A 24,049-nucleotide genomic window follows, 5' to 3' on the forward strand; every position below is an offset into this window, starting at 1 on the left:
GGAATGGACTCGGAATCATTCGCAAGGACTCACATTATTTGGAAATAAGTTGAGGCTCCCATCAGCGGAGGGAAGCAAGGGCACAAGGTAGTTTCTTCAAAGGATACTTATGTACTACACTCGGCTAGGAATACACTTCATGTGTTGCTGAAGAAGGTTAAGTTCCAGGCTCAACACGGGCGATCGCAACTTACCTATTTAAGAGCGCGAAGTTTCGGTTTCGTCTGGTAATCTATGCCATCAAATATGTTGTCGCCTGGGAGGTGCTGAGGTATTTCTACTCTTCTAAGCCCCAGACTCGGATCTGGATTTTTTCGATTCGCGATCGCGCCACAACTCAGGCTCGATAAGCCTAGATATCTTGAGTTTTCGGAGATAAGTACAACGAAAGTGGCTTGAAACTGCAATTTAGTTCTATAACTGTAAAGTTTTTTGGTAAATTGCGAGAATGCAGGCTCGTGCTGCGATAAAGAGATTAGATAACAAATTTGCTGTTGAACTAATGGTTGGATAGCAAGGTTCAAAGAGAATTATTAATTACTAACGATGGATAACCCACCATATTAGAAGACGAATAACGCAATAACGAGGATGGCTCTATTACTGCGACCTTCACTATTCCAACAGAAATAGAAGCCTTCGTTAGTTTGCCAGAAAATATTTGATGTATTCGAGACACGCCATCAAAAGGAGAAACATCATGATGGATATTTTGTCGCAAGCCCGACGATTTGGCCCAGCCGGCCTATTTGCGGTAGGGCTGCTAGCTGCCGTCCTTTCCTCTGTCTCACTTGCTGCAACCTCCGCCAACGAGCTGATGCTGATTAATGTGCAAACCAACAAATGTCTTACTATTGCTGGGGGAGTAAGTACCGAAAACAACGTCGAGGCACTCCAATATGACTGCGACAGCGACCCATCGCGCCGTTGGATGATAACTGATGTGACCGGCACGGGTGTTTATCAGATTAGGAATGTGCAAACCAACAAATGTCTCACTATTGCCGGGGGAAGAAGTACAGAAAACAACGTAACAGCCCTTCAATTTGATTGCGACAGCGATCCGTCGCGCCGTTGGAGAATAACCGATGTGACCGGCGCCGGTGTTTATCAGATTAGGAATGTGCAAACCAACAAATGTCTCACTATTGCCGGGGGAAGAAGTACAGAAAACAACGTAACAGCCCTTCAATTTGATTGCGACAGCGATCCGTCGCGCCGCTGGACGCTGAGAGTGAAGCTGTAGCTCTCATCTCGTTTCAACAACTATCGGCTAAAGTGGTTTTTCCAAAGGTAGGCGTCACCGTGCCAAACCGGAAAAATTGTACGCCAAGGCTGAAACTAAGATGGGGTAAGCTTTTCAAGAACTGCTTTCTACCATAAAATTAGTGAGAAAACTATGGTTGGCATGAAACCGAGATACGTGTAATTTCCTGCAAGATAGCCTGAAAACTCTTTCCCTGCATAGGTTTGAAAATTTGCTACATCAGAGTCAAAAAAACCGTTATTTACAACGCAAAATCAAGCCTTTTGAGGGCATCTTGCAGGTTTTTACAGCCATCTCGGTGCAATGCCAAATAGGTGTAAATTGGCTAACTAACGATGACTAGGATTTCATTCACAATTGTCACTATTAACCCCGACCGCGCAAGAAAGGCATTGAGCCGAGATCCGCGCGAAAACGGAAATAGTGACTGAAAATCCTTGATTTTTCGTCATCTTTAATGGCACTAGGTACAAAGAAGTGACAAATTATCAAACCTAGATGGGAGAATGATTTTCAGCCCTAATTTCCGAATATGCAGCTATCTCGGCTCAATGCCTAGATGGTGGCTACCGCTACATATACTACTGTGTAGCACAAACCGTAGTCACCACCAGTCGTAGTCAATATTGGGGATATGGTAGTCATGGATTGGTTATCTATTTATTTATATAGATGGTGACTACCGCGACATATACTACTGTGTAGTGCAGAGCGTAGTCACCAGCAGTCGTAGTCAATATTGGGGATATGGTAGTCATGGATTGGTTATCTATTTATTTATATAGATGGTGACTACCGCGACATATACTACTGTGTAGCACAAGCTGTAGCCACCATCGATGGTAGTCGATATTGGGTTGGGTGGTAGTCATGGATTGATTTATCTATTTATATATATCGGTGGTGACTACGGGGATATAAGTTGGTCGTATTGGTCGGGGATGAAGAAGAATGAGTCTCGGTGGACGCTCGACAGCCTCGGGTCGCCGCATGTAGCCACCATCGATGGTAGTCATATTGGGAAATTGGTAGTCATGAATTGATTAATCTATTTATATATAGGTGGTGGCGTCAGGGCTACGAAGTTTGGAGTAGCGATCGCCCTTCAACAACAGCACTCTTGATTGGAACAAACAAAACTGCTCCTGTGTGTCATCAATTCGGTCTATTTTGGAATCACCTCAAATATCTTTTGAGAGCGATAAAAACAAACATCAAATTCCATGAAAAAGTTAGCTTGTCCTAACAAGAGTGGTATCTGAGTAGCCTGCGTCCAAGCAAATACCAACCTAACACTCGGAAATTGCCCAACAGTAGCAGATAAAATTAACACTCGTGCTTCAAACTGAGCTAAGTTACCTGATAATTGAAGCATGGTTGTTTGCTGTTCCCAAACTGCTCCTAATTCAACTCCAACTTGATAGGGAAGAACATTTACCATTGCTCCTGTATCCAAAAGCCCAATAACTTTCTGTAATTTTTCCCTATAATTCAACGTCAGTGGCAAAAAAGGCTTGAAGCTTGCTTCTGCCAAACTGCTATCAGTTGAAACAAAAGAATATCTTGCTGGGTTACTCATGATTTAAGGAAGTTTCGGCATTCAAAGCCTCTAACATGATATTGGCCGCCTCTACTGCGTCGTAGGGAGACCAAACGGGATAGGACGCACCAGACTTTATCAGATTATTTTCTTCGTTTGCTAGCTCGGCAGCCAAAAGTTGAATAACTTGAAGTTTATCTACGCGATTAAGTCTGCGTAATTGTTCCACTAACTCAGTAGATACCATTGTTAACAAGTGCGTGTTTACTGATTTGATATCAATATTTAGGATAACCTGTAAAATCATTATTTTGCTTGGCTTGTAACTGGAGTTTAGACTAATACCATTTCTGCATGAAGCTGCGCGAAATTATTCACAAGGGTGTATTTGGAAAAAGTGTAATGGGTCTGAGATTGCAAGTGGAGATCAAAGAAAGCCGAGAAGAATTAGAAAAAGCGGTGAAATATGCAGTAGAAGCGAGTAGTAAAGAAAGATTACAAATGCTCTACTGGTTAAAAACAGGTCAAGTAAAAAGCAGGCGATCGCTAGCACAACGATTAGGAACAGATGAAGCAACAATCACGCGATGGTTGAAAAAATATCGCTCAGGGGGATACAAAGGGTTATTGGAAGTGAAAGTCGCACCAGGGAAAGAGCCGATGGTGAGGGGAGAAAATTTAGAACGCTTAAAACAAAGATTGTGTGAACCAGAGGGATTTAATAGTTATGGCGAGATTCAACAATGGCTCAGCACCGAACTAGGAGTGAATATCGCTTATAAAACGGTATACCAGTTAATACGCTACAAACTGGGTGCGAAGCTAAAAGTACCACGTCCTTCAAGTGGTAAACAACACCCACAAAGTCAGTCCCACTTTAAAAAAAACTGCCTCTAGCATTCAAATATTTACAAGATGAGTTTGGAGAAGGTCAGCGACTGAGATATCTGTGTCAAGACGAAACTCGCTTAGGATTAAAGACGATTACGGGACGTGTGATTACTGCTTGTGGTGTCAAACCTATAGGTTTGAGCCAATGGCAACGGGATAATTTTTATTTGTATGGTGTTGTCGAACCTTTAACTGGTTACAGCTTTTTTTACGAGTTCTCCCACCTGGATGGTGATTGTTTTCAAAAATTTTTAGAGATGGTATCTGCTGATCTAGGTGAGGATGTGGCTGTGATTCAGTTTGACCAAAGCTCTTTCCACAAAGTCAAAACTCTGGATTGTCCCGAAAATATTATTCCGATTTTTCAACCTCCACATTCTCCAGAACTCAACCCCATTGAAAGGTTTTGGCAATTTCTCAAAAGCCAATTGCAATGGGAAAATTGCAAAACATTGACTCAATTGCGTCACAAGTTAGCTGAAATCTTAGAACACATTACACCAGACATCATTATTTCTCTTACTTCTTACGACTTTATTCTGGAAGCTTTATTTAGCGCAGCTTTATAAAGAATTGGTATTAGTCGTCTCCTTATTTCTGACTAGACGCAATGTGTTTCTTAAGAGCACCCTACTGGCGGCGCACCGCCCGTTATGAATGGAAGAAACAGTACCAGTTGCGACTGGTGAACAGATACATTATTAAATGTCCTGACAGTAAAAACCGGAGCGACAATAGTGCATTTTGTTGTCTGTTTAGGAGCATGGTTCTGGGCGTGATGGTTATGGAATTGGTGAAGGAGTTTAGATACTCCTATCCCTATGAAGAGATTATTTTGTAGAACCCACCCAGGTCAGGACTTATATATAGTATCTTGTCATCTGGAGAGCATAAATGAAATTATCGCCTGACCATGATAGGAAAAAGCAGCCACCGAAGAAAGTGCAAAACCCGATTGACAACGACTCCTTTAACTTGAAGCAAATAAACCCAAATGCAGCTGGGATTGATCTAGGTAGTGGAGAACATTGGGTGTGCGTACCACCAGAGCGAGCACAAGTGAATGTTCGTCGATTTGGTTGTTTTACCCCCGACTTAATGCTGATGGCGAACTGGTTAACAGAGTGTGGGGTAACAAGTGTGGCAATGGAGGCAACGGGAGTTTACTGGATTCGGTGTATTTCAAATCTTGGAAGCTTCTGGATTTGAAGTCAAACTGGTGAACGCCCACCACGTGAAAACGGTACCAGGACGTAAAAGTGATGTTAAAGATTGTCAGTGGTTGCAACAACTACACACTTATGGCTTGTTGTCAGGGTCGTTTCGTCCTGATGACAAAGTTTGCGCGAGAGTGATTACATTCGGCAACGAGACACCTTAATTCAAAGTGCAAGCACTCACGTGCAGCGAATGCAAAAAGCGCTGATCCAGATGAACCTGCAACTATCGCAAGTGATTAGCGATATCACAGGACTAACAGGAATGTCGATGATCCGAGCAAAAGTTGGCAGGAGAACGAGACCCGCAAGTTCTAGCTGCGATGAAAGACCCACGTATCAAAAGTAGCACTACGGAAATAGCCAAAGCTCTGACGGGAGATTACCGTAGTGAACATCTATTTATCCTTCAACAAGAATTAACCCTCTACGAAGTTTACCAGCAACAAATTGTTGCCATAGACCAACAGATTGAGCAGTGTCTGGCTAATTTCGATACTTTGGCACAACAAGACCCTCCTCAACGAAAGGGAAAAAAGCGGAAAAAGCATTTTGGCAACGAGCCAGCATTTAATTTGCATGCTCATCTTTACCGAATCACTGGTGTAGACTTTACCCGTATTGATGGGCTTAATGTCCTTACTGTACAAACAAATAAGATCGGAAGTCGGACTTGACCCAACTCGTTTTCCTACAGTCAAGCACTTTACTTCTTGGTTAGGGTTATGCCCTGGTCAAAAAATTACTGGTGGTAAGAACAAAAGTTCTCAAACTCGTCAAGTTATTAATCATGCAGCAAACGCGTTTCGTATGGCTGCGATGTCTCTCAAATTTAGTCGTTCGGCGTTGGGGGCTTTTTTCCGACGCTTACGTTCTCGCTTAGGCGCTCCAAAAGCTATTACTGCCACTGCACATAAGTTAGCAAGGCTATTTTACCAGATGTGGAGCAGTGGTAGTGAGTATGTTGACCCAGGTATGGACTACTACGAGCAGCAGTATCACGAGCGTGTGCTCCACAACCTCAAGAAAAAGGCCCAGTCTTTGGGTTTTGAACTGGTTGCTCAATCAAATGCCACCGAATGTTTTTGTTGAGCGTATTCATCGGTGGCGATCGCACTTCTGGAAAACATCCCACTCACACCATCTCTTACAATCCTTGCTACATAAGCTTTACGCAAAGTGTTTCTTGAGAGCAGCCCCACCGGCGGCGATCGCCACCCGTTATGCATGAAAGAAACTTTATTGGCAAAGCTTGTGAGCGATGAAGAGGTATATTTATCTTGTGTCCTGACAGTTAAAACTGGCATTTGCTTGGTGCATAAAATGCCCGAGCGCGGAGCGTAGTTCTGGGTTTTATGGTTATGACATTGGTGAAGGAAAATATTTCCTATCCCGTTTGAGAGATTATCTACATATTACCAACCCAGGTCAGGACATCTTCAAATAAATTATATCAGGGTTGCAACGATATGAAATTGCCACCTAAGCAAACGAATAATCAGGTTGAATTAAGCCGCCAAAGCCTTAACAGGTGACTATCGTACGGAACATTTGTTTGTTTTAAAACAAGAGTTAACTTTGTACGAAGTTTATCAGAAAGAGATTACTGCCATTGACATCGAAATTGAGAAATGTCTAGCTAATTTTGAACCTAAAACTATTGGTTCTTCAGTACTTGTTATGCTAAACTAATAGCTAATATACCAATTGAATAAGCATCTAAGACGGAAATTATCAAAGTTTCTAAATCCATAAGCGGAGCGTTTAATAAGTTTAAGTTTGTTATTAATGCCTTCAGCAGCACCACTAGTTGTCCGATTATCAAAGTAAGCAATAATTTCATCAAACCAACGGATAATAGTATTGTTACTTTTGGGAAAATATTTTTTAGCTCTCGACAACCACATACCCAGTTTAAATACTTCTGTATACCAATCATTTGTCTGATTAAAGATTCTTCTAATTTTCTCTTTTAATTCATGCATTACTTTGAGAGTAGGAGACACATTTTTCACTTGGAGCAGTTTATTTATTTGCTCTTCGTTTAAGTCTTTCTCATTTTAAGTAAGACGTACTTGCTTTTCTTTAACCCCTCTAATCTTTTTTCATATTCAGCCTTTTTTGATGATGATTGCACTTTTTTAATTAACTCTTCTGTGTTTCGTTTTTCTCGTTTTCTCTGTGTATCTAGCTCCTGATTAATCTGTGTCATCACGTGAAATCTATCTGCAATTACTTGAGCATTCGGCATTAATTATGTCACCAGATTTTTGTAACCTTGCCACAAATTTATACTTACTTCCTCTATTTGCTTTAAGACATCAGTCCCCCATTCTATAAGGGTTTTCTTTATTATTTCCTGTGTGCGTTCGCTTAACAGAGCAATTAGTTTAGATGTGTCTAAATCTATTAATACCGCACAGTAATTACCTTTTCCCTTAACTAGAGCTATTTCATCGATTCCAAGTCTTTTTAATTCCGATTGGAGTGGGTAAGAGTGATCCATAGTGCGATTCGTTGATGGCTGAATCGTAATAAATAAGTCATCCAGGGGTTAACGCTTAAACCACTCATCTACAACACTACTTACCGCGTTGCACATATCATAGGGCTTTAGATTTACTTTATAAATCAGTTCTAAAAATTTAGATGAAATTCATGAAACGATTTACTTGTGAAGCAGTATTATTTGACCTGGATGAAGTGCTGCTGAACTCTAATGCTTGTAAGGTACTAAATTATGAACAATGATTATGTCATCAGTCAAAAAGAAGTTATACGGCAGATAAAGGATAGTATCCAGAAAGGGCAAGGTAGGGCAAGTTTTGTTAAGATGCGAAGTGATTACGAAAACGACGACGAAACTTGCCTAACATCAGTAGCCTTTATATCAAAAGATATTGCAAAAGCAATATCAGAAAAGATAATTCAACCATTAAAAAACATAGAACCAGATCACTTCTACTACTCTCATGAGTTACTGCATTTGACTATTAAGAATATACGAACTGTATATAAGCCGCTTCTTTTTAATGAATCAGATGTAGTTAAAGTTAGTCAATTATTTACAGAGATAGTACCAGCTTTCAAATTCTTAACTTTTACCTTTGAAGATTTGATTTTGTTTCCAACGAGTGTTTCCCTAATAGGTTACTGCAACGAAGCATTAAGAAATTTAGTTTTAGCGCTGGATTCTGGGTTAAGGAAAATTAGTGTACCAGATAACAAGAAGTATTTCTCTGATACTGTATTTTTTGGAAACATAACCCTGTGCCGATTAACTCATGAGCCGAGCTTGTCATTTCAGAATAAAGTAAAAGACTTGGAGAACATTTATATTGGAGCAGCTGATGTCCAAACAATACACTTAATCACATGCAATTCTGTTTGTAGTACTAAAACCAGAAAAATTATAGGCACTTATCAGTTAAGCTAAAAGCTGTTGTCGCGTTTCACGCTGTTTGGGTTCTTCCCAGCTTTTGACACTGTTGGCGAAAGTGTTACAAGTTATCTTACAGGTGTGTTGCATACATTCAGGAGCAACGACAAATTCAAGGTTTGAGTATCTGTAATTTATTTGATTACACATATGTAGTACATTCGCCAACAGTATCAGATACGTGCAAATTGGGACACGTTGTAAAGTTTTGTAAAGTAAATTGTCAAAAACCTTGATTTACCGTCGTTTCACAACAACGACGAACAAATCGCCTCTATTCTTAACAGCCGAGGTTTAGTTAGTGGAAGGGGTCGTGCTTTTACTGCAAAGTCAGTTGCTTGGATTCGCTTTAAATCAGATATTAAAAGACCTTGGAGTGACCCTAAAGTGGCGAAAAATGTGGGAATCACCCCAGATGGTTATTATTCCACCAGCGCTTTGGCTAAAAAATTAGGTGTAGGCATACATACCATCTACTATTGGCGAGATAAGGGAGCTATCGAGGTGATCCAAAATCCTGACAGCCATCTTTGCTGGTATAAAGTCACCCCAGAGGTGTTAGACATCTTACGGGAGAAAATTCGCCGTGTACCTGTCCAACAAGAATAGCCTTTGAACATCGTAGCTCTGACCAAATCATGCAGGAAGCACAAGAAGTAGGGGAGCACACAGTAGGGACAATGGAGTAGATAATCAAAAATTTCCCCATGTGCCGTGTTTTTTGGGCTTCCCACCTTCCCTGATGCCAAGTGCTCTGTGCCCCTCTGTGTGCCTCTTCGGCAAAGATGCTCCCCTTCGGTAACCCAAAATGGAAAAACAACCCATAAAAAGTCATGAAGACTTGGAAGTTTACCAAATGGCCTTTAACGCTGCCATGAAAATCTTTGAACTATCAAAGCAGTTTCCTGTAGAGGAACGATACTCGTTGACTGACCCTCCGGGTTCAGCAGTCGCTCATGGGGGAAACCCCCAAGACCGCGCTGCTTCACCAAATTCGTCGCTCCTCACGTTCTGTTTGTGCTAATCTAGCTGAGGCTTGGAGAAAACGGCGTTATGAGGCAGCTTTTTTAGCGAAACTAAACGACTCTGAAGCAGAAGCCGCACCCAACTCAAACATGGCTCAAATTCGCTGTTCAATGCAACTATTTAGATGTTGAAATAGGCAGAGAAGTTTATGGAACTTACAACCGAGTTTTGGGCATCCTAGTCACCATCATCAATAATCCTTCACCTTGGGTTTTGAAGCGCTAATTCTTCCCCCATGCTACCTTGCTCTCTTCCCCTGTGCCTCTTGAAACCTCCCTGCCCCCTGCCCCCTGCCCAAAACTTCCCTGAATTGAGGTGCAATATGAACACACCGTCGGGATTCCTAAAGGTCATTTTTTCCCATTAGCTTTTTGGATGTAAATTCGTCGTGCTGGTGAAGATTTCCAAGGGGAGTAATCAGTTAATTTATCTACTAATTGACCCCTGGCAGTAGCAGTTTTGACTACTACTTTATCTATTCCTGGTGTGTATCGACCTCTGTTATACTGCGTCACTTTTCTAACGCTAATTAGGCGATTAGAATAGCTACGTAGCATCAGTTTCTGGAGAGAGCGTACCTTTTTCAGGTTGCCCTCAGTTTTTGCCCTAAAGATTCGCTGTCTCAAATTCCGAACAATCCGATTGGCTTTGCGCCAATTGACACAATTCCAATCAGTCTGTCCCTTGGTTCGGTTTACAGTTGCCTGCATCTAATTTACACCTCGGTTTGAAATCATTACAACGGATTTTGGTTGACTCACCTGCTTCCCGTCAGCACCCTTTCAGGTTGAGCAGTTGCTCTATCCACCGGGTTATGATTCGCCAGCGATCGCAAACAACAACTTTACTAACACAAGTGACACAACGCCAAGAACAAAGGTTTGACAGTTACTCTGAGGCGATTGCTCAACTGGTAGAACTAACAAATCGTAACACCCAAACACTCACCCAATATAATGAAGCGATCGCCAATATCATCACAGATATGAGCGTATACTTTTTTAACAGTGATAGCCATGACACAAGACCAATCAGACAGACTAGATCGAATTGAAAGACTGCTCGAAGGGCTTGCAGAACGACAACTTCGGACAGACGAGCAGATATCAGCTAACACAGTCGCTATCAATCGGCTTACAAGCCGGACAGACGCACTAACAACCAGCACAACTGAAGCAATGCAACTAATTGCTCGGCTCGAAACTCAAACAGAAAGGTTTGAAAATCAAATGGAAAGAGGATTTTCGCAAACTAGAGCCAATATCACACAATTAACACAATTAATCGCTGAGTCGCAGGCTCGATTTCAGCAGCAGCTACTAGAAACTCTTAATAACTTCTTAAGAAATCAAACTAATGGAAGGGGGAGGGAGGATGAGTAATTTGTTTCGATATCCCTCATGTCAGTACTATTCCCAAGATTGGTAAGCTGTTCCATATTTAAATTGCATTATCTGGGCGGACAGAATATCCATCCCACAAGAATTTGAAAAAATTTAAAGGCAGCAAATAAAATGTGCTTTAGCTTACGACTCGCTTTAACCACGAGCGGACAATACCGCCCATCGGCTCTATCCAATTGACTTCTAAGTTTTAATTACTTATTAGGAATTGATAAAACAGGTGTAAACACATAATCACACCTTTTACACCGAAAGCGCTGGTGCTTGTTACCATCGGCTAATACTTGAAAACCATTTTTTTGAAGCTCAGAGGATTTGCAGCTGGGGCATTTTAGAGTCGATGTGTTTGCCTGCACTTTGGTACGACGAGGCTGTTTTTGTTGTTTGGATGGACTCGGCTCAATTGCACCAGTTGTGGCATCAAAAGTGGTTTGAGTTTGCACGTTCAAGTACAAAGCGCTGGAATCATCAGGGCGAGCATGAAGGTATCTGCTGGTGGTTGCCACGGAGCTATGACCAAGGGTATTTTGCACCAAATGTAGTGGCGCACCACGGTTGAGGGAGTGACTTGCATGGGCGTGTCTGAGCCAATGGGGAGACACCTTTTTGGCAATACCCGCAGCTCGTGCGGCAGCAGCCACAATCCGATTGACCTGAGATTGGTCAAGGGTTTTACCATTTTTATCTTTTTCCCTGGACACAAACACTGGGTCTGACGAGAGAGCATTCTTGTTCAACTTACACAGCTTCTTCCAAACAGGCTCGGGCAGAAGCACTATCCTAGTTTTTCCGCCTTTGCCGAATACTGTCACCTGCCCTCCAGGCCTTCTTGCAGAGAAATCTTTCCAACGCAGGGCGCACAATTCCTGAACACGCAAGCCACCGGTGTAGAGCAGCAGCAAGATAGCCTGATTTCTGGGATTTTTTTCTGTCTCAATCATGGCAGCCACCTCTTCCTCAGATAGGATGCGTTCGTTGAGGGTATCCTTAATTTTTGGCTGCCTCAGACCCATACTTACATTAGTCGGCAACATACCAATTTTATGCCCGAAACTTAACAGCGACCTCATGGCAGCCATCTTTAACCTTTGCGTGTGGGGGGCGCAGCATTTGAAGGTATTTTGCCAGCCCTGAAGGTCAGCTAAAGTGACTGCATGGAGTGGTTTTTTTACCCAAGAGAGAAACTCACTTACGCAACGCCTATACCCCCGTTGCGTGTCGCTCGACAAACCGTGCAGCCACATTTCAATGAGGCTACTATCGGTATCAGAGGTTGTGAAATCAGGCGTTGGGTGTTGTGAGCGAACCTCCATGAGTGCAAACAGATCAAGCTTATCTTGCACTCAATTCTATCACCAACCCCCACTCTCAACAAAATATTTTTATACCCCCTCCAACCACCATAAAACAGCGATCGCTTTAACGGAGTCAGAAATAGGAAGTCGCAAGTCGCAAGTAAAAACAATTCTCAACTTCCGACTTGCGACTTTCGACTTCTGACTTATTTTTAAACAGTTATTGCTTTAAAAAACCTTTGATGATTGATTATGCCCGCTTGAGCAGTAGTCTACCAAATAGCTAGACAAAAAGCGGATTCACCCAACTGTTCTGTTGTTTTATACTGGACAAAGAGGAAGCTAGAACAAGGCATCTACTTCAAGAAAGTTCTAGCGCTTTTGTTAAAGCCAATTGCCAACATCAAACTTTTGACTTGTAACAAAGCAACAATTTCTAACACTAATTCCCTTTACTTGAAGTAACGGGGGAAGTTTTTGATGTTTTTTGTATTAAAAATAAACGCCCTCAACTTACAATAGATAAGGTTTTTGCTGATTTGAAAACAATTTTGTATAAGTCAGAGAAATTTCCGCAAAAAATATTCAGCAATATCTCTTTTAAAAAGAGACAAAAAATGCTACTCTGAACCTATCTCTGCAAACATAAAGCAGGTTAGCCTACAAGGAGGTGCAAGTAAAGGATTATTTAACTAGTTCGAATGGGGAGGCGAGCCGTTAGGCAACAGTGTTGGCGAAAATGTGGAAGTTGGAACCAACAAACTGTATAGAGCTACGGCATCTCGTCGACTCAGCCAAGGAAGGCAGTGCTCGCCTTAAAAAGACAACAAATAAATCGGCAACAGCAATAATGCTTTTGCCCGTTTTCTTCTGCCCTTGTACGCAATATTAACATACAAGGGCAGGTGAAGAATAGACTTTTTTTTCAAATTTGAGTCAAAAATTTGAAAAAAAATTCTGGCTCTACAATTTCTTCCCGACCCTGATTGTGGGAAAGGACTCAAATCACCACCTAATTAAGAAATCGGTCGGCTGCCCACACACAGACGCAAGGCTGACTCTCGCCAAGCACATGGTTTGCTCAAGCAACCAACCAAAAATAAAAAACACAAGATCAATTTAACAAAGTCTGTGAATTGAGGTAAAGCTAGCTGCCGCTGCAACCAAATGAGATGAAATGGCTAAAACCTTTGCTACGGCAAAGATTTCAGAAAAATCTCCATTCTGGCTCGGTTACTCGTCAACAGAGTTGACACTCACTGCGCCTTTGGCAGAAGGCTTTTTGTTGGATGGGAGCATTTAACTACCAAACGGGAGCGATCTGTATGGACTAGACCTCTTGCATTCATTAGCAATTGGCGCGAGTTGGGAAAGGGGGAAGGGGAAATACATCCTTTACCCTTTACCCTTTACCCGACAACTGCTGCGAAGTCCACTGAAGTCGTAGTAATTAAAAAGTTGCAGCGTTAGTATTGCCGGAAATTGTGGGTAGCCCCGATAAACAAACATCGGAGCTACCAAAATGGAATACACGAGCGAAAACAATAACGCACAACCGTTAATCCAAAAGCATTTATTGGAATGGGTAGTCGGTTCAGGCGTAGACCCAGCATTAACAGCATTAAATGTGCGATCGCTGGTTGGAAACGAAGTTTATGAATATTTACTATACGCGCTCCCGCAGACAGCCAGACGCAACGGTGGGCGACTACGGGACTCTTACTTAAAGCAGTACGAACAAGCGACTCTTGGGGGCTGGTGGGTAAGTGGACTCGACCCACTTAACAATTGGGAACCAATGATCTGGGGTCGCTTCAAACCCGATAATCCGCGTACTGACTGGGAAAAAGCCAAATCAATTAAATACGAGTCCCCACCCAAAACGGCAAACCGCGTCACCTATTTTAATGTCCCAGAACACTTATGGAAGAAAGTTGCCAAAAGGTACAACATCAAGCGCTATCTTTCTCCCCTGGCGCTACGTCTATTTGACAGATTGCACCCACGCTTATTCTGGGAGTGGGTGCAGTTACACCCAGAAATCCCTATCATACTTTGCGAAGGGGAAAAAAAAGCTGCCTGTTTGTTAAGTCTTGGATATGTAGCGATCGCACTTCCGGGTATTTGGAATGGACGAGTTGGTCAGAAGGATTTTGATGAACGCCTGCATCCTGACTTAATACCACTGGCACAACCAGGACGCCAGTTTATTGTTTTATTCGATTACGAAACCAAACCCAAAACCCGGTGGCAGGTATTTCAAGCGACTATCCGCACTGGCAAGGCAATTGAGGCAGTTGGTTGTAGCTGCGAAGTCGCACAATTGCCAGGGCCAGAAAAGGGGATTGACGATTGGGCTGTGGCACTTGGCAAGAAAGCTCCCTCAGCTGTGAGTACTTTAATTGATGATGCTTTCAGCTTAAAAGAATATCAACAATCATTTTTCCTCAATCAAAGCAGAGGATTACGCAAGTATAAGCCTGATGTTAAGGTCAACTCGAGCTTTCTCACCAAGGCCATAAACAAACTCCCAGCATCCGGCTTGGTATGCTTGCTTTCTGATATGGGCACTGGTAAAACCGAATTTTTAGCAAGCTGGCGAAAACAGCACCCGCAACTACGATTTTTGAACAACGGTCATCGCGTTAACTTGCTCAAGAACCTAAGTGAGCGGCTACAAACGCAGATGTATTCGTCAATTGCATGTGGGAAATTAAGTGAAGCTGATGCCCTCAGCATTACTGTTGATTCCCTCTACAAAATGGCTAGCGATTTGCAAGCTTACGATTGCATCTTCATTGATGAAGCTTGCCAATATGTAGCTCATCTGCTCAAATCAAAAACGTGTAAGGAACATCGCGCTTTAATTTTAGAGGTGCTGGAATCTCTAGTGTATCAGGCGAAACTGGTAGTGCTGGCAGATGCTCACCTCGATGATTTAACAATTGATTTTTTCCGGGCAATGCGCCCAGACGGCGAGAAACCCTACGTTGCTTTAAACGAGTGGAAATCCGGGGGGCGTGACGTTTACTGGTACGAAGGGAAAAACAGCAGCGCCCTGGTTGCACAGATTCACGCCTCGGTGATGGCAGGACAACGATGCTATGTCGCATCTGACAGTAAGCGGTTTATCAAAAAACTTGAGCTAACTTTACTAGATGCTCAAGTACTAGTAGATTCGGTTAAAGAGGGAATAGGGAACAGGGAACTCTTAACAGAGAACAGTGAGTGCCTCTTCGAGGCAGGGTTCCGGGTTCCTTGCTCCGAAGGAGCATTCCCTGTTGCCCGTTCCCCGTTAAGAGTTCCCTTCTTCGATGAAAGTTTGAAACAACCAGAAGATCGCAAACTTCGAGTTTGGGCTATACATTCAGAAAATTCTGGTAGTGAAGAAAATGTAGTCTTTATCAAAGAAATCAACACTGCCATTCAAAATATCGATGTACTCTTAACCACTCCTAGCTTGGGCACGGGAGTTGACATTAGTGCCCCTCATTTTGACGTAATTTTTGGTGTGTTTCATGCTGTATCCCAAGGCGCGACCGAATGTGCCCAACAGTTGTGGCGTGTTCGTTGCGGGGCGAATCGAAGAGATAGAGTCAGGCGGGGGGACTCCTGCGACTTGCGAGGCGAAAGGAAGGAAGAGGCAGGCTTTAAGGGCTTATCGCATAGCACAATTGGCTCTTCGCAAGGTATATCTAAGCCTGCCTCTTCCCCTAGCCAAGATGCGATGCCCAATCATCAACTCGACAATACAACGAAGCCTGACTCTATCTCCCAAGCCAATATGCGTGATGATATCCCCATGCACGTTTGGGTAGCACCTCGTCCTCCCTTTGGTTATGCCGAAACCAACCCCAGACGCATATATGAGAAAATCCTCCAGAAAAATGAAATGACCGCTTTCTTAATCCGCATCGACAAAGAGACTGGTAAGCGGGGGGCTGAAAAAGATTGGGCGCTTGAAGCCAGCTGTCAGATTGAAGCCCAAAGAAATTGGTCAATTAATAATCTTAGGACTGACTTGCGATCGCTACTTGAACATATGGGCAATACAATTATTCCTATGGGTGATGGATTTTCTCAAGTAGCCAATGGATGGATGCAAGCCGCAGGCGAAGCAATCACTGCCTCCCATTGTAAAGCCGTTGCCAATGCCAAAGATATTGACCGCTTGATTTACGAAATAAGGCAACGCCAAGACTACCTCAAACCAGAAGAAAATTACGAGTGCGAAAAGTTCAGAATTAGAGATGCTTACGGGATGGAAGTCACACCCGAACTAGTAGAGAGAGATGATGGGGGGCGGTTAATCCGTAAGCTGATTGCCCTTGAGGGCATTATAGCCTCGCCAGGAGAAGCGATCGCAGACTCGCAGGGGCGATTATTCCCAACTCCACCACCAATGGTTGCACAACGCGATCTTAGAGAGCGCGAGCAATTAAAAATTTGTAGCGATTGGGGCAATCACTCTACCAGTTGGCTGATGCGTCACCGTCTCGGGCTAAGAGAAATACTCGTTCCCATGATGCAGGGTGAAAAAGTAACTGCTGACGACAAAAGGATAGTTGCCCTCAAACAGCAATCTGAGCAATTTGCACCACACGTCAAAGCGATCCTTAATCTTACTATCCCGTCCGAGCAACCAGCGATGTGGATTTACGGAAAGTTCTTAGAGCAACTGGGACTATCTACTGATTGGGATAGAGTCGGGGGTCGCGGTCAACAAGTTAAGCGTTTTTTCCTAGATCCAGATGATTTGGCTTTTGCCCAACAAGTACTAGCTCACCGCCAAAAACAGAGAGAAGAAAAAGAGAAAAAGCGCCAACAACAAAGGGAGGCGGATGCAGCTTATGCGGCGAGAATGCAAGCCATGTACGGCACTGAAGAGAGCAGAGGGTGCAGGGGGTGCAGGGGGAGAGGTGCAGCTTCTGGAGAAAGAGTGTTTTTCAACAACGCTCTTTCCTCCCCTGCCTCCCCAGCTTCCCCAGCTTCCCCAGCTTCCCCTGCCTTCCCTGCTTCCCCTGCCTCCCCTGCCCAAGAACTCCCCGTAGTCACATCCCCCCCTAATATAGGTGGAGAACATTTTAGGGGGGATGTGACTACCAACTCCCAATCATACGAAACACCTCATAACCCTTGGTTTGAGAAGGTTAAAGGCTTTGCAAGCTTGGTAGTTGAGGGACTGCAATACGGTGTTGAAACGGTACTAGAACTACTCAGTGGACTAACTCTTGACGAACGCTGGGGGGTGATATTTGAGTTTAAGGAGATCCACCCTGACGAATTTGGTCAGTTTGTATCAAATGTACCAAATTGGGTGGAATACTTAGAGCTTTAAATGTTGCTCTTATAGGTTGGGGCTGCAACAGAATCAACAACTGCTCTCCCTGAAGCGAGTGAAGCAGTTAACTTGTCATGCTTACTTTGAAAAGCTGCCGATGCCTTTTTTTTGTAACCAAGCCCTTTTGGACTAAAAACTCTTAACTGTTAACTCTTAACTCAACAGAAGATTTAGAACCATTCAGTTTCTTCTTTGGCGGTTAATTGTCGGCAGATTTGTATCCATTGGTTTGATGAGCAGCAATAGTAAATATAAGAATCTTCTTAGCTACTTGCATACAAGCACTGCAACCAGAACTGATGATATTTAGGATTATTTTCTCCTGATTCTAAAGCTAGATTCAGAATTTCAGGCAGCGTCAAATGGGAGCGAATAATTTGATTTTGTTCAGAGAAATATTCAACTTCTGCTTTATTAAGAATAGGACAAATAGCTTGTGTCTTATATGGTATGGACAGCATTATCCATAGTGGTGAGTGTGGGTATGGAGACAGACAGCGAAAATCTTCATTCTGCCCAATCAGCCCCTGGCGAAGTTTCTTCCGAACCAAAGAAATATTCGCCATCGGTTAAACAAATTGTGCGAACTTTTTCTCGTTCAGATGCATCCAAAAAGCCAAGCTCTATCGCTCGGTTTAAAGCTTGTTCAATACTCCAAGGCTTAAAATTACCTGCCCCTTCCCAATGTTGATGATATCTGCTATCAGGCTGGTTCCATCCTTTATCCCAATACCCAAATTCCCAAACAGTCATCATCGGGTCAAATTTAAAGGCATGATTATTCATAACAAATTTCCTGCTTCATGCAGCAATTAATATTTTCTCACAAGAGTTTGCGGTCTGCGCTCAGTTCGGCGCAGCGATTAATATTAACAACGACGAACGCGATTGGTGTGTGATCAAACGTGAACACTCATTGGACAACGGGTGCGCTTGCGCGATCGCCAACGACATAAAAATCAACACCCTGATTGTGTTGTAACGGATTGGGTGGAGTGCTTCCAAGTCGTAAGCTACCTTCGGTTTTGCTCCCAATCTGGGCAGTTTTCGGTCAATTCGGGATGAACAGCGCAGCGCAAATAGGGATTGGAACAGTAAAACTTGCATTGAGTACAAGATTCAGGAAGGTTTCGGTTCTGAGTTTCTTGTAGTTTCCTCTCGAATTGTATTTCTCGCTGTCTTTTGGCCAGCAAAAAAGTACTGTAACCAACTATGCCAAAACCAGAAATCGTTGCAGAAATGGCGGCAGCAAATTCAATTTGTTTTTGATTTGGTTTGATTTTCTCGGCTAGATCAATCACAATCAGTGCGCCCATAGAACCGAGTAGAACTGTTGAGCCAACGATAGTTGCGATTAGGGTTGTTGCAACAAAAGCGCGATTAATTGAGATTACAGCAGACTTTTGTAGTCGTTTCCAAATCATTTTTATCCTTAAAATGATGAGCCTGAAATTGCAGATGTTAAGACTTCACTAGAAAAGACACGCCTACAGCACCGTAAAAAGCATCAAGATTTAAATTACCGTGCCCATCAACAGCTTTCCCTTGTCCTTTGACTAGGCGAGAAACACGAAAGCGATGGTAATTCTTGAGTAGCTGTGGCAGCGTCAGGGAGTAATTTTCTCTGTTAGCGAATAAGTCGCTGTCTAATTTGTGAAGGTTGTACCAAGGACACCTCATCAAAGCATGATGGGCATTGTGATAGCCAAAGTTTAACACCAGCAAATTCAACCACCAGTATCGCCGAGAAATCAAAGTAGTAAAAGTATTCTCTTGCTCGTAAGTACTATTGCGTTTGGGTGCATAAGAACCAGCAAGAAATGTCTCGTAAGTATGTTGAAAGCAATCCACTATCCGCAGTACCGTAATCATGCCAATGTAGGCAAGAAAGTACAGTATCAGTGCTTTGAGTGACACTAACCCCAGCAGGATAAATAATGAAGAACGCACTATAAGCAGGATGATAGTGCGTAGCCGCTCATCATGACGTTGGGGATTCCAAAAAGGAGCAGCGACCGCTCTCCACTGAATAATAAAAGAAATTGCTGGAAAGTATGACCACTCCAACACTAATATCAAGCTACGAATTAGTCTCGGCACATTGTTGATAAAAGTGGGTACATCAAAAGCGACAGAATCGATTTTCTTAACATGATGTAAAATATGTTCAGCAGCTAAGTCCTTGAAGGAAGCATAACAGCCACCGTTAAGCCAAAGCATAATATTGCCACCAACGGCATTCCACTTTCTTTCATTGAAAATTGTGCCGTGCATGAACTCATGTGATAGATAAGCCGAGAGAACTAGACTATGAGTAAGTAGTACCGCTCCCAAAACATTCAGCCAGATTTGGGGTAATAGCAAAAGTGCGATCGCGCCACAGTATCCTGCTAGAACATAAAAGATGGCAGTGATATCCCACAGAGGTTTTTTTGTATGCAGATAAAAATTACGGTCACGGTCAATTTGAGAAATTTGAGTGGGCATAGGGTTGATCAAACACATTTAAATTGCGATACTGATATTGACTGAAGTGAGCAATTTAAATGCGAAGAAGCTTGCAAACAATCTTATTTGTAAGCTTTTTTTATTGACTATTTTTCGTGAAAGGCATAGATAGAATCGCTACATTAATGAAATTTCTAAAGTTCATCAATTTTATTAACAATAAATAAAGAAAAGAAGCCAAGAAAAATAGTGAGAACCGAACGTAAGTAGGGATTAACTGGGATGTCCCAAATCAAGCTCCAAATTCCATACCAGGATAAAATGATTCCAAAAATAGTATAGATAGTCGCCCAGTTGGGGTACTTGGTTTTAAAAAAAACAAAAAAACTTGTTTCTACTACTTATGAATTGAACTGTTCTTAAGGAAAAATATTTCCTCATGAACACTAACTCTTCGAGAGAGTTGTCATCAAAGTAGAGGATAGAAATGCCTATGAGTAACAACAAAAAATGACGAATGGGAACAGATACAGTAATTTCTGGAGTAGAAGAAATGCCATCTAAAATACACCATAAACCGCTCCAGATACATACCCTACTTATCGTTAGATATAAAGCAAATATATTAGGATATTTACTCTTGAAGTCAGAGAAATAATTGGAAGATTTGCTCAAATTATTGTTCGATTTCACTGCTTTGATTTTAAGTGTCGGCTGGCATAATTGCCAAAGATTTCCAAAGCATAGTCGGAACTATCCTTGTGTTTAACAGTGTAAAAATCAACACGCTGATTATGACGATCGCTTGCGGAATAACTCGCAAGTAATTGGTTATAACCTTTCCCCTCAGCAAAGATTGGATACTTGACTTTGTACTTGAGATACTCCAGCACTACTCTGGCTCGGTGGTCGCTGAGCTGTTGATTGGAATCTTCGCCACCAATTTTGGAACTATGCCCAACAACTTTTATGCCGAGTTGCTCGTTTGAGGGAGCAATATCAGCCACAAACTTATTCAGAATTTTCTTGTCAGCTTCAGATAGCTCATAGTCGCCAGTCTCGAAATATACCGAACCTCGCAATTTCGACTGGACTGTGCGCTTGATAGTTGCAATTGGAGTTTGACTCTTGGTGGGAGTGACAGAGTTTGCTTTGGCGGTAATTGCTGCCAATTTCAAGGACTCAGATTTATCGGATTCAAATAACCAAATGCTGAAGCTGGCTGAGATAGAAACAACCACCGCTGCACTAAGAGCGATTACAAGAGAAAGGCTGTCTTGTTTCATTAGACATCTCCCGAAGTCGGAATTCGGAAGTCGGAATTCGGAAGTGATAAATCCCTACTTCCGACTTCTAGATAATCTTTACCCCCTCTAATGAAGACAAGGCGATTTTCCTCTGACATTGCATCGATATCAAGCCAGACTTTCAACTGCCAACTCATATTAAGTAGTTCATTCAGATGAGCAAGAGCGCCGATTGAATTCTCATTCCAGAGTGCTTTGATGCTTAAGGCCTTCTGGAGAATTTGGGAGTGGGGACTTTTATCATCGCTCAAGGCCGACTCTATCAACTGGGGAGTAATTTTCTTTATATGGGGATAAGCAACAGCAACAGGCTTTTGTTGACCACAGTCTACCAGGGCTACATCAGGAGTGAAGTCGTAGATATGCCCGGACATCATCTCCTCGCGCTCCCGATCAGACCACACAACCGTGTCGCCCAAGGATAGCCCCCATTGCCCTTGTGCCACTTCTTCAGCAGTGATGAATTGCTCTAGTTCATCTTGTTCTAGCTTCAGCGGTTCGACTCTTGTGATTGCAATCGGTTGGTTTTGTTCTTTTTCTGAGACAACATTAATCTGCTTGCACCCTTCATCAACCACAGGAACTAGGAACTCATGCTTGATATTAGTCGAGCAACTCTCATCATCAACAGCACTAATGCGGTGATGCATCTTGCCAATTGAATTGATTCTGACTACTTTTCCTTCCCAATCTCCATCCGTGCCAGTGACTTGGTATTGTGGTGCTGGCTCGATCCAATTTCCGAAGGTAGAATGTTCTTGGAAATCGCTGTCAATTACAGTGATACGTTGAACACTCCCAACTCGCCCACTAACAGCTGTAATTTGCAACGGTTGGCGTGGGTTTAATGTGTCCAAAAAGGGCGAAGCTTTTTTGGATAATTCGCAAGCCCCTTGATTGATCGAGGTGGTGGCACAGCACCCTTTACGGGTGCTGTGCAAAGCTTCGCCCTTTTTGGAAAGGAGTGATGCGTGACCCTTACTCCAACTAGAGAATCTATCATTTCGCACTGAGTTGGCAACCACAATATCTCCTTGATGCCAACCTTCCTTCCAGCGTTCAGTAGGCTTTGGGATTGGGGATTGGAGATTAGTTGTTGAAGATTGGTAAGAAACTTCAGGTGGGATTGCAGCTTGGACAGTCCCTACTGAAGAGACCCCAGCCTCGGACTGCGAGGTTGTAGCCAAGCTCAAAGAATCTTGAGAAACGTTGGCTTGTTGTGCTCTAGCCTCTTGCAAGGATTCGTTAACATCTGCTACTTCTGCAACGGAAGGAATCTCTAAAATTGGTAAGCTGGCTGAATCCTCAACAAAGCTACTTTCAGATACAGTTTGTGCGCTCGCTTCTTGTGCTTGTGATGGAACCTCTAAAGTTGGTAAGCTGGCTGAATTCTCTTCGGGGGTAATTGGTGAATTGGCTCCTGGTGAGGCTTCACTAACTGGAACTACATCCGCTTGTTCTAAGTCTTTAACCTCTGCCCAAACCAGTCTTCCTTCGGCAAAGGCTTCATAGTAATCAAGTGCCTTATCTACTGCCTTTAGTGGGCTAATTCCTTCTCTTGAGACGATTCTTTCTAACCGTGCGGCGTGTTCTTGGTTATCAATCGCGCTCGTTATAGACTCTGGCTTCTTCTCCCGTTTTTTGGCTGGGAACATCTGCTTTTTGAGTCCATCTATCAGGTCTTGGGTCAGTTGCCCTTCGTCCATCATCTCTGACCACAGTGGCTCATATCGCGGTGTCAACAGTGAGAACATCATCAGCCCAACCTTGGCTAGGTCTTCTGGCACAAAGCGATCGCTCACTGTTGCAAGTTTGATGAACTTTGTTGCCTCCCGACGGATCATCCCGTAGCTAGCAAGCAGTTGTTTGAAAGCCTTGGGCTTCATTGATTCTTGCTGCTGTTTCAACCAACGAGCGAACTCGATATAGGCGACATTCGCGCTATGAAACAGTCCAAATCCCTCTGGGTATGAGGATTGATGGGTTTCGATTGTAAAAGGTGCCAAGACCATGATGATTCTAACTCCAATATCAAATCAACAACGAGAGCAATTCATTCCCACGCATACAGACTTAATGCGACTCCAGATATTCCAGCGCCCGGAATCGCAAACCTACCAACTGCTCATATAAAGGATTGACCTTGCATAACGACGGGATGTGGATTGTGTGCCCAAATATCGTGACAGTTCTCTCGAAAGGGCAGGATGCTGGTATCAGCCAACACAAGAGTTTTGCACTGGCTACGTCTGCAACTTTTGTTTGATCCAGTTTTCGTTGCAATTGCTGTATCATGACTTTTAATGCTCCCTGATTTTTTGTGTTTGCTATACTTTCATCTAGGTTCCGACAACTACACACCATGTCTTAACGAGAGCGATCGCCTTTTTCCAAAACTCTGCGATCGCTCTTGTTTTTATCCTCATGCTCAGACAGAATCTCGATTGTTCTACTTCTTGACAAACGTCAGGACACCACCACCAACAGTCATTGCTCCACCAGCACCCAACAGCGGCAGTTGCAGATTTTTGAAATTGCCACCCAGATAATAGCTGCCAGTAAATAAGACGCTGACGTAAACAGCAAAACCCAATAGATTTTGATTAGTTACTGAGACTTTCACAAGCTACTCCTATTAACAAAACAAGTCCGAATGATGCGACAGCAGGCAGAAGCAGTGGGGTTGTCGATAGGAAACCTACCGCTGCTCCCAGCGCCGCCAGGGAGAACCCCCATCCGAGAGCTTCTCTCAAAGAGTTCTTGTCTTTGGCTTTTTGGCGCTGTGACAGTGCTGCGGCTACTGCTGTCAACGCTCGTAATTCCCCAAGGTCAGCAGCGTTATGCAAGTGAAGGTGAAGGATAGTTGCCATAGAGT

At 43.0% G+C, this 24,049-nt stretch carries 23 protein-coding genes and 5 pseudogenes; 13 read left to right on the top strand and 15 right to left on the bottom strand.

Annotation, left to right across the window (positions count from 1 at the left end; all coding sequences use genetic code 11):
- Positions 1 to 700 precede the first annotated feature (700 nt).
- Both FIS9605_RS0131400 and FIS9605_RS0131405 read left to right on the top strand, forming a co-directional pair.
- A complete protein-coding gene (locus FIS9605_RS0131400; protein ID WP_026736076.1) occupies positions 701 to 1,246 on the top strand; it encodes an RICIN domain-containing protein in 546 nt (181 codons plus the stop codon).
- A gap of 860 nt (positions 1,247 to 2,106) precedes the next feature.
- A complete protein-coding gene (locus FIS9605_RS0131405) occupies positions 2,107 to 2,310 on the top strand; it encodes a hypothetical protein (RefSeq protein WP_026736077.1) in 204 nt (67 codons plus the stop codon).
- 122 nt (positions 2,311 to 2,432) lie between these two features.
- Here the strand turns inward: FIS9605_RS0131405 and FIS9605_RS0131410 are convergent, their stop codons facing one another.
- Both FIS9605_RS0131410 and FIS9605_RS0131415 read right to left on the bottom strand, forming a co-directional pair.
- Entirely contained in the window at positions 2,433 to 2,846 is a 414-nt protein-coding gene (locus tag FIS9605_RS0131410; protein WP_026736078.1) for a hypothetical protein, read from the bottom strand.
- Complete coding sequence (locus FIS9605_RS0131415) at positions 2,839 to 3,054, bottom strand: hypothetical protein (protein WP_026736079.1); 216 nt, start codon at positions 3,052 to 3,054, stop codon at positions 2,839 to 2,841. Before FIS9605_RS0131415 ends, FIS9605_RS0131410 begins: the two co-directional genes overlap by 8 nt.
- A 107-nt stretch (positions 3,055 to 3,161) precedes the next feature.
- Between FIS9605_RS0131415 and FIS9605_RS44560 the strand changes: the two genes are divergently transcribed.
- The 3 genes and pseudogenes from FIS9605_RS44560 to FIS9605_RS38945 all read left to right on the top strand — a co-directional run bounded on the left by FIS9605_RS44560 (position 3,162) and on the right by FIS9605_RS38945 (position 6,007).
- Entirely contained in the window at positions 3,162 to 3,704 is a 543-nt protein-coding gene (locus FIS9605_RS44560; protein ID WP_197036200.1) for a helix-turn-helix domain-containing protein, read from the top strand.
- A gap of 41 nt (positions 3,705 to 3,745) precedes the next feature.
- Entirely contained in the window at positions 3,746 to 4,267 is a 522-nt protein-coding gene (locus FIS9605_RS44565; protein WP_026736081.1) for an IS630 family transposase, read from the top strand.
- Positions 4,268 to 4,652: 385 nt separating this feature from the next.
- Positions 4,653 to 6,007, top strand: a pseudogene (locus FIS9605_RS38945) (IS110 family transposase).
- On the opposite strand, the gene FIS9605_RS43435 reads toward FIS9605_RS38945, so the two are convergent.
- Positions 5,977 to 6,222: a hypothetical protein gene (locus FIS9605_RS43435; RefSeq protein WP_155960617.1), complete on the bottom strand. Its 246-nt coding sequence runs from the start codon at positions 6,220 to 6,222 to the stop codon at positions 5,977 to 5,979. The pseudogene FIS9605_RS38945 and the gene FIS9605_RS43435 overlap by 31 nt on opposite strands.
- A 208-nt stretch (positions 6,223 to 6,430) precedes the next feature.
- Here FIS9605_RS43435 and FIS9605_RS46810 point away from each other — a divergent pair.
- Positions 6,431 to 6,583: pseudogene (locus tag FIS9605_RS46810) on the top strand (IS110 family transposase); the annotation flags it as partial.
- Between the two features lie 20 nt (positions 6,584 to 6,603).
- Here the strand turns inward: FIS9605_RS46810 and FIS9605_RS46815 are convergent.
- Positions 6,604 to 7,394: pseudogene (locus FIS9605_RS46815) on the bottom strand (ISL3 family transposase); the annotation flags it as partial.
- A gap of 261 nt (positions 7,395 to 7,655) precedes the next feature.
- Between FIS9605_RS46815 and FIS9605_RS0131470 the strand changes: the two are divergent.
- The 3 genes and pseudogenes from FIS9605_RS0131470 (at position 7,656) to FIS9605_RS38955 (ending at position 9,605) form a co-directional block, all read left to right on the top strand.
- Positions 7,656 to 8,351, top strand: coding sequence for a hypothetical protein (locus FIS9605_RS0131470; protein WP_026736087.1), 696 nt, complete (start codon positions 7,656 to 7,658; stop codon positions 8,349 to 8,351).
- Between the two features lie 390 nt (positions 8,352 to 8,741).
- Positions 8,742 to 8,963: a MerR family transcriptional regulator gene (locus FIS9605_RS44570; protein ID WP_026736088.1), complete on the top strand. Its 222-nt coding sequence runs from the start codon at positions 8,742 to 8,744 to the stop codon at positions 8,961 to 8,963.
- Positions 8,964 to 9,162: 199 nt separating this feature from the next.
- A pseudogene (locus tag FIS9605_RS38955) lies at positions 9,163 to 9,605 on the top strand (four helix bundle protein).
- 125 nt (positions 9,606 to 9,730) lie between these two features.
- On the opposite strand, the gene FIS9605_RS38960 reads toward FIS9605_RS38955, so the two are convergent.
- Positions 9,731 to 10,090, bottom strand: coding sequence for a reverse transcriptase N-terminal domain-containing protein (locus FIS9605_RS38960; protein WP_035140575.1), 360 nt, complete (start codon positions 10,088 to 10,090; stop codon positions 9,731 to 9,733).
- A gap of 17 nt (positions 10,091 to 10,107) precedes the next feature.
- Between FIS9605_RS38960 and FIS9605_RS0131495 the strand changes: the two genes are divergently transcribed.
- Positions 10,108 to 10,434, top strand: a complete 327-nt coding sequence (locus FIS9605_RS0131495; RefSeq protein WP_197036201.1) for a hypothetical protein — start codon at positions 10,108 to 10,110, stop codon at positions 10,432 to 10,434.
- Positions 10,397 to 10,762, top strand: a complete 366-nt coding sequence (locus FIS9605_RS0131500) for a hypothetical protein (protein ID WP_026736090.1) — start codon at positions 10,397 to 10,399, stop codon at positions 10,760 to 10,762. Before FIS9605_RS0131495 ends, FIS9605_RS0131500 begins: the two co-directional genes overlap by 38 nt.
- Positions 10,763 to 10,977: 215 nt before the next feature.
- Here the strand turns inward: FIS9605_RS0131500 and FIS9605_RS0131505 are convergent, their stop codons facing one another.
- A complete protein-coding gene (locus FIS9605_RS0131505) occupies positions 10,978 to 12,126 on the bottom strand; it encodes a tyrosine-type recombinase/integrase (protein ID WP_026736091.1) in 1,149 nt (382 codons plus the stop codon).
- Between the two features lie 1,129 nt (positions 12,127 to 13,255).
- Between FIS9605_RS0131505 and FIS9605_RS46285 the strand changes: the two genes are divergently transcribed.
- Both FIS9605_RS46285 and FIS9605_RS45695 read left to right on the top strand, forming a co-directional pair.
- On the top strand, positions 13,256 to 13,381 hold the full coding sequence (locus FIS9605_RS46285) for a hypothetical protein (protein ID WP_269321096.1): 126 nt from the start codon (positions 13,256 to 13,258) through the stop codon (positions 13,379 to 13,381).
- 219 nt (positions 13,382 to 13,600) lie between these two features.
- On the top strand, positions 13,601 to 17,416 hold the full coding sequence (locus FIS9605_RS45695; RefSeq protein WP_231510528.1) for a DUF3854 domain-containing protein: 3,816 nt from the start codon (positions 13,601 to 13,603) through the stop codon (positions 17,414 to 17,416).
- Positions 17,417 to 17,682: 266 nt separating this feature from the next.
- Here the strand turns inward: FIS9605_RS45695 and FIS9605_RS0131520 are convergent, their stop codons facing one another.
- From FIS9605_RS0131520 to FIS9605_RS0131555, 9 genes and pseudogenes are all read right to left on the bottom strand, one after another.
- Positions 17,683 to 17,880, bottom strand: coding sequence for a hypothetical protein (locus FIS9605_RS0131520; RefSeq protein ID WP_026735977.1), 198 nt, complete (start codon positions 17,878 to 17,880; stop codon positions 17,683 to 17,685).
- A 46-nt stretch (positions 17,881 to 17,926) separates the two neighbouring features.
- The gene (locus FIS9605_RS0131525) at positions 17,927 to 18,205 is read right to left on the bottom strand and encodes a hypothetical protein (protein WP_026735976.1); all 279 of its coding nucleotides are present in this window, start codon (positions 18,203 to 18,205) and stop codon (positions 17,927 to 17,929) included.
- A 227-nt stretch (positions 18,206 to 18,432) separates the two neighbouring features.
- Positions 18,433 to 18,843 carry a hypothetical protein gene (locus tag FIS9605_RS0131530; protein WP_026735975.1) on the bottom strand — a complete coding sequence of 137 codons (411 nt, stop codon included), beginning with the start codon at positions 18,841 to 18,843 and terminating at the stop codon, positions 18,433 to 18,435.
- A 37-nt stretch (positions 18,844 to 18,880) separates the two neighbouring features.
- Positions 18,881 to 19,906 carry a fatty acid desaturase family protein gene (locus FIS9605_RS0131535; protein WP_051470214.1) on the bottom strand — a complete coding sequence of 342 codons (1,026 nt, stop codon included), beginning with the start codon at positions 19,904 to 19,906 and terminating at the stop codon, positions 18,881 to 18,883.
- Positions 19,907 to 20,556: 650 nt separating this feature from the next.
- Positions 20,557 to 21,153 (bottom strand): OmpA family protein, encoded by a 597-nt coding sequence (locus FIS9605_RS0131540; protein WP_026736093.1) that lies wholly within the window; start codon positions 21,151 to 21,153, stop codon positions 20,557 to 20,559.
- Positions 21,153 to 23,186, bottom strand: coding sequence for a hypothetical protein (locus tag FIS9605_RS0131545; RefSeq protein WP_026736094.1), 2,034 nt, complete (start codon positions 23,184 to 23,186; stop codon positions 21,153 to 21,155). The genes FIS9605_RS0131540 and FIS9605_RS0131545 overlap by 1 nt, the downstream gene beginning before the upstream one ends.
- A 61-nt stretch (positions 23,187 to 23,247) precedes the next feature.
- Positions 23,248 to 23,466: pseudogene (locus FIS9605_RS41485) on the bottom strand (Mo-dependent nitrogenase C-terminal domain-containing protein); the annotation flags it as partial.
- A 157-nt stretch (positions 23,467 to 23,623) separates the two neighbouring features.
- Positions 23,624 to 23,797 (bottom strand): hypothetical protein, encoded by a 174-nt coding sequence (locus FIS9605_RS44575; RefSeq protein WP_197036202.1) that lies wholly within the window; start codon positions 23,795 to 23,797, stop codon positions 23,624 to 23,626.
- Positions 23,778 to 24,044, bottom strand: coding sequence for a hypothetical protein (locus tag FIS9605_RS0131555; protein WP_026736095.1), 267 nt, complete (start codon positions 24,042 to 24,044; stop codon positions 23,778 to 23,780). The genes FIS9605_RS44575 and FIS9605_RS0131555 overlap by 20 nt, the downstream gene beginning before the upstream one ends.
- Positions 24,045 to 24,049: the final 5 nt, after the last annotated feature.

The sequence above is a fragment of the Fischerella sp. PCC 9605 genome (genome assembly GCF_000517105.1).
Classification (GTDB): Bacteria; Cyanobacteriota; Cyanobacteriia; order Cyanobacteriales; family Nostocaceae; genus PCC9605.

Coding starts and splice junctions, on each gene's coding strand:
- FIS9605_RS0131400 (WP_026736076.1), top strand. CDS start 701: ATGATGGATATTTTGTCGCAAGCCCGACGATTTGGCCCAGCCGGCCTA.
- FIS9605_RS0131405 (WP_026736077.1), top strand. CDS start 2,107: ATGGTAGTCGATATTGGGTTGGGTGGTAGTCATGGATTGATTTATCTA.
- FIS9605_RS0131410 (WP_026736078.1), bottom strand. CDS start 2,846: ATGAGTAACCCAGCAAGATATTCTTTTGTTTCAACTGATAGCAGTTTG.
- FIS9605_RS0131415 (WP_026736079.1), bottom strand. CDS start 3,054: ATGGTATCTACTGAGTTAGTGGAACAATTACGCAGACTTAATCGCGTA.
- FIS9605_RS44560 (WP_197036200.1), top strand. CDS start 3,162: ATGAAGCTGCGCGAAATTATTCACAAGGGTGTATTTGGAAAAAGTGTA.
- FIS9605_RS43435 (WP_155960617.1), bottom strand. CDS start 6,222: ATGCCAGTTTTAACTGTCAGGACACAAGATAAATATACCTCTTCATCG.
- FIS9605_RS0131470 (WP_026736087.1), top strand. CDS start 7,656: ATGAACAATGATTATGTCATCAGTCAAAAAGAAGTTATACGGCAGATA.
- FIS9605_RS38960 (WP_035140575.1), bottom strand. CDS start 10,090: ATGCAGGCAACTGTAAACCGAACCAAGGGACAGACTGATTGGAATTGT.
- FIS9605_RS0131500 (WP_026736090.1), top strand. CDS start 10,397: ATGACACAAGACCAATCAGACAGACTAGATCGAATTGAAAGACTGCTC.
- FIS9605_RS46285 (WP_269321096.1), top strand. CDS start 13,256: ATGGCTAAAACCTTTGCTACGGCAAAGATTTCAGAAAAATCTCCATTC.
- FIS9605_RS45695 (WP_231510528.1), top strand. CDS start 13,601: ATGGAATACACGAGCGAAAACAATAACGCACAACCGTTAATCCAAAAG.
- FIS9605_RS0131520 (WP_026735977.1), bottom strand. CDS start 17,880: ATGCTGTCCATACCATATAAGACACAAGCTATTTGTCCTATTCTTAAT.
- FIS9605_RS0131525 (WP_026735976.1), bottom strand. CDS start 18,205: ATGAATAATCATGCCTTTAAATTTGACCCGATGATGACTGTTTGGGAA.
- FIS9605_RS0131530 (WP_026735975.1), bottom strand. CDS start 18,843: ATGATTTGGAAACGACTACAAAAGTCTGCTGTAATCTCAATTAATCGC.
- FIS9605_RS0131535 (WP_051470214.1), bottom strand. CDS start 19,906: ATGCCCACTCAAATTTCTCAAATTGACCGTGACCGTAATTTTTATCTG.
- FIS9605_RS0131540 (WP_026736093.1), bottom strand. CDS start 21,153: ATGAAACAAGACAGCCTTTCTCTTGTAATCGCTCTTAGTGCAGCGGTG.
- FIS9605_RS0131545 (WP_026736094.1), bottom strand. CDS start 23,186: ATGGTCTTGGCACCTTTTACAATCGAAACCCATCAATCCTCATACCCA.
- FIS9605_RS0131555 (WP_026736095.1), bottom strand. CDS start 24,044: ATGGCAACTATCCTTCACCTTCACTTGCATAACGCTGCTGACCTTGGG.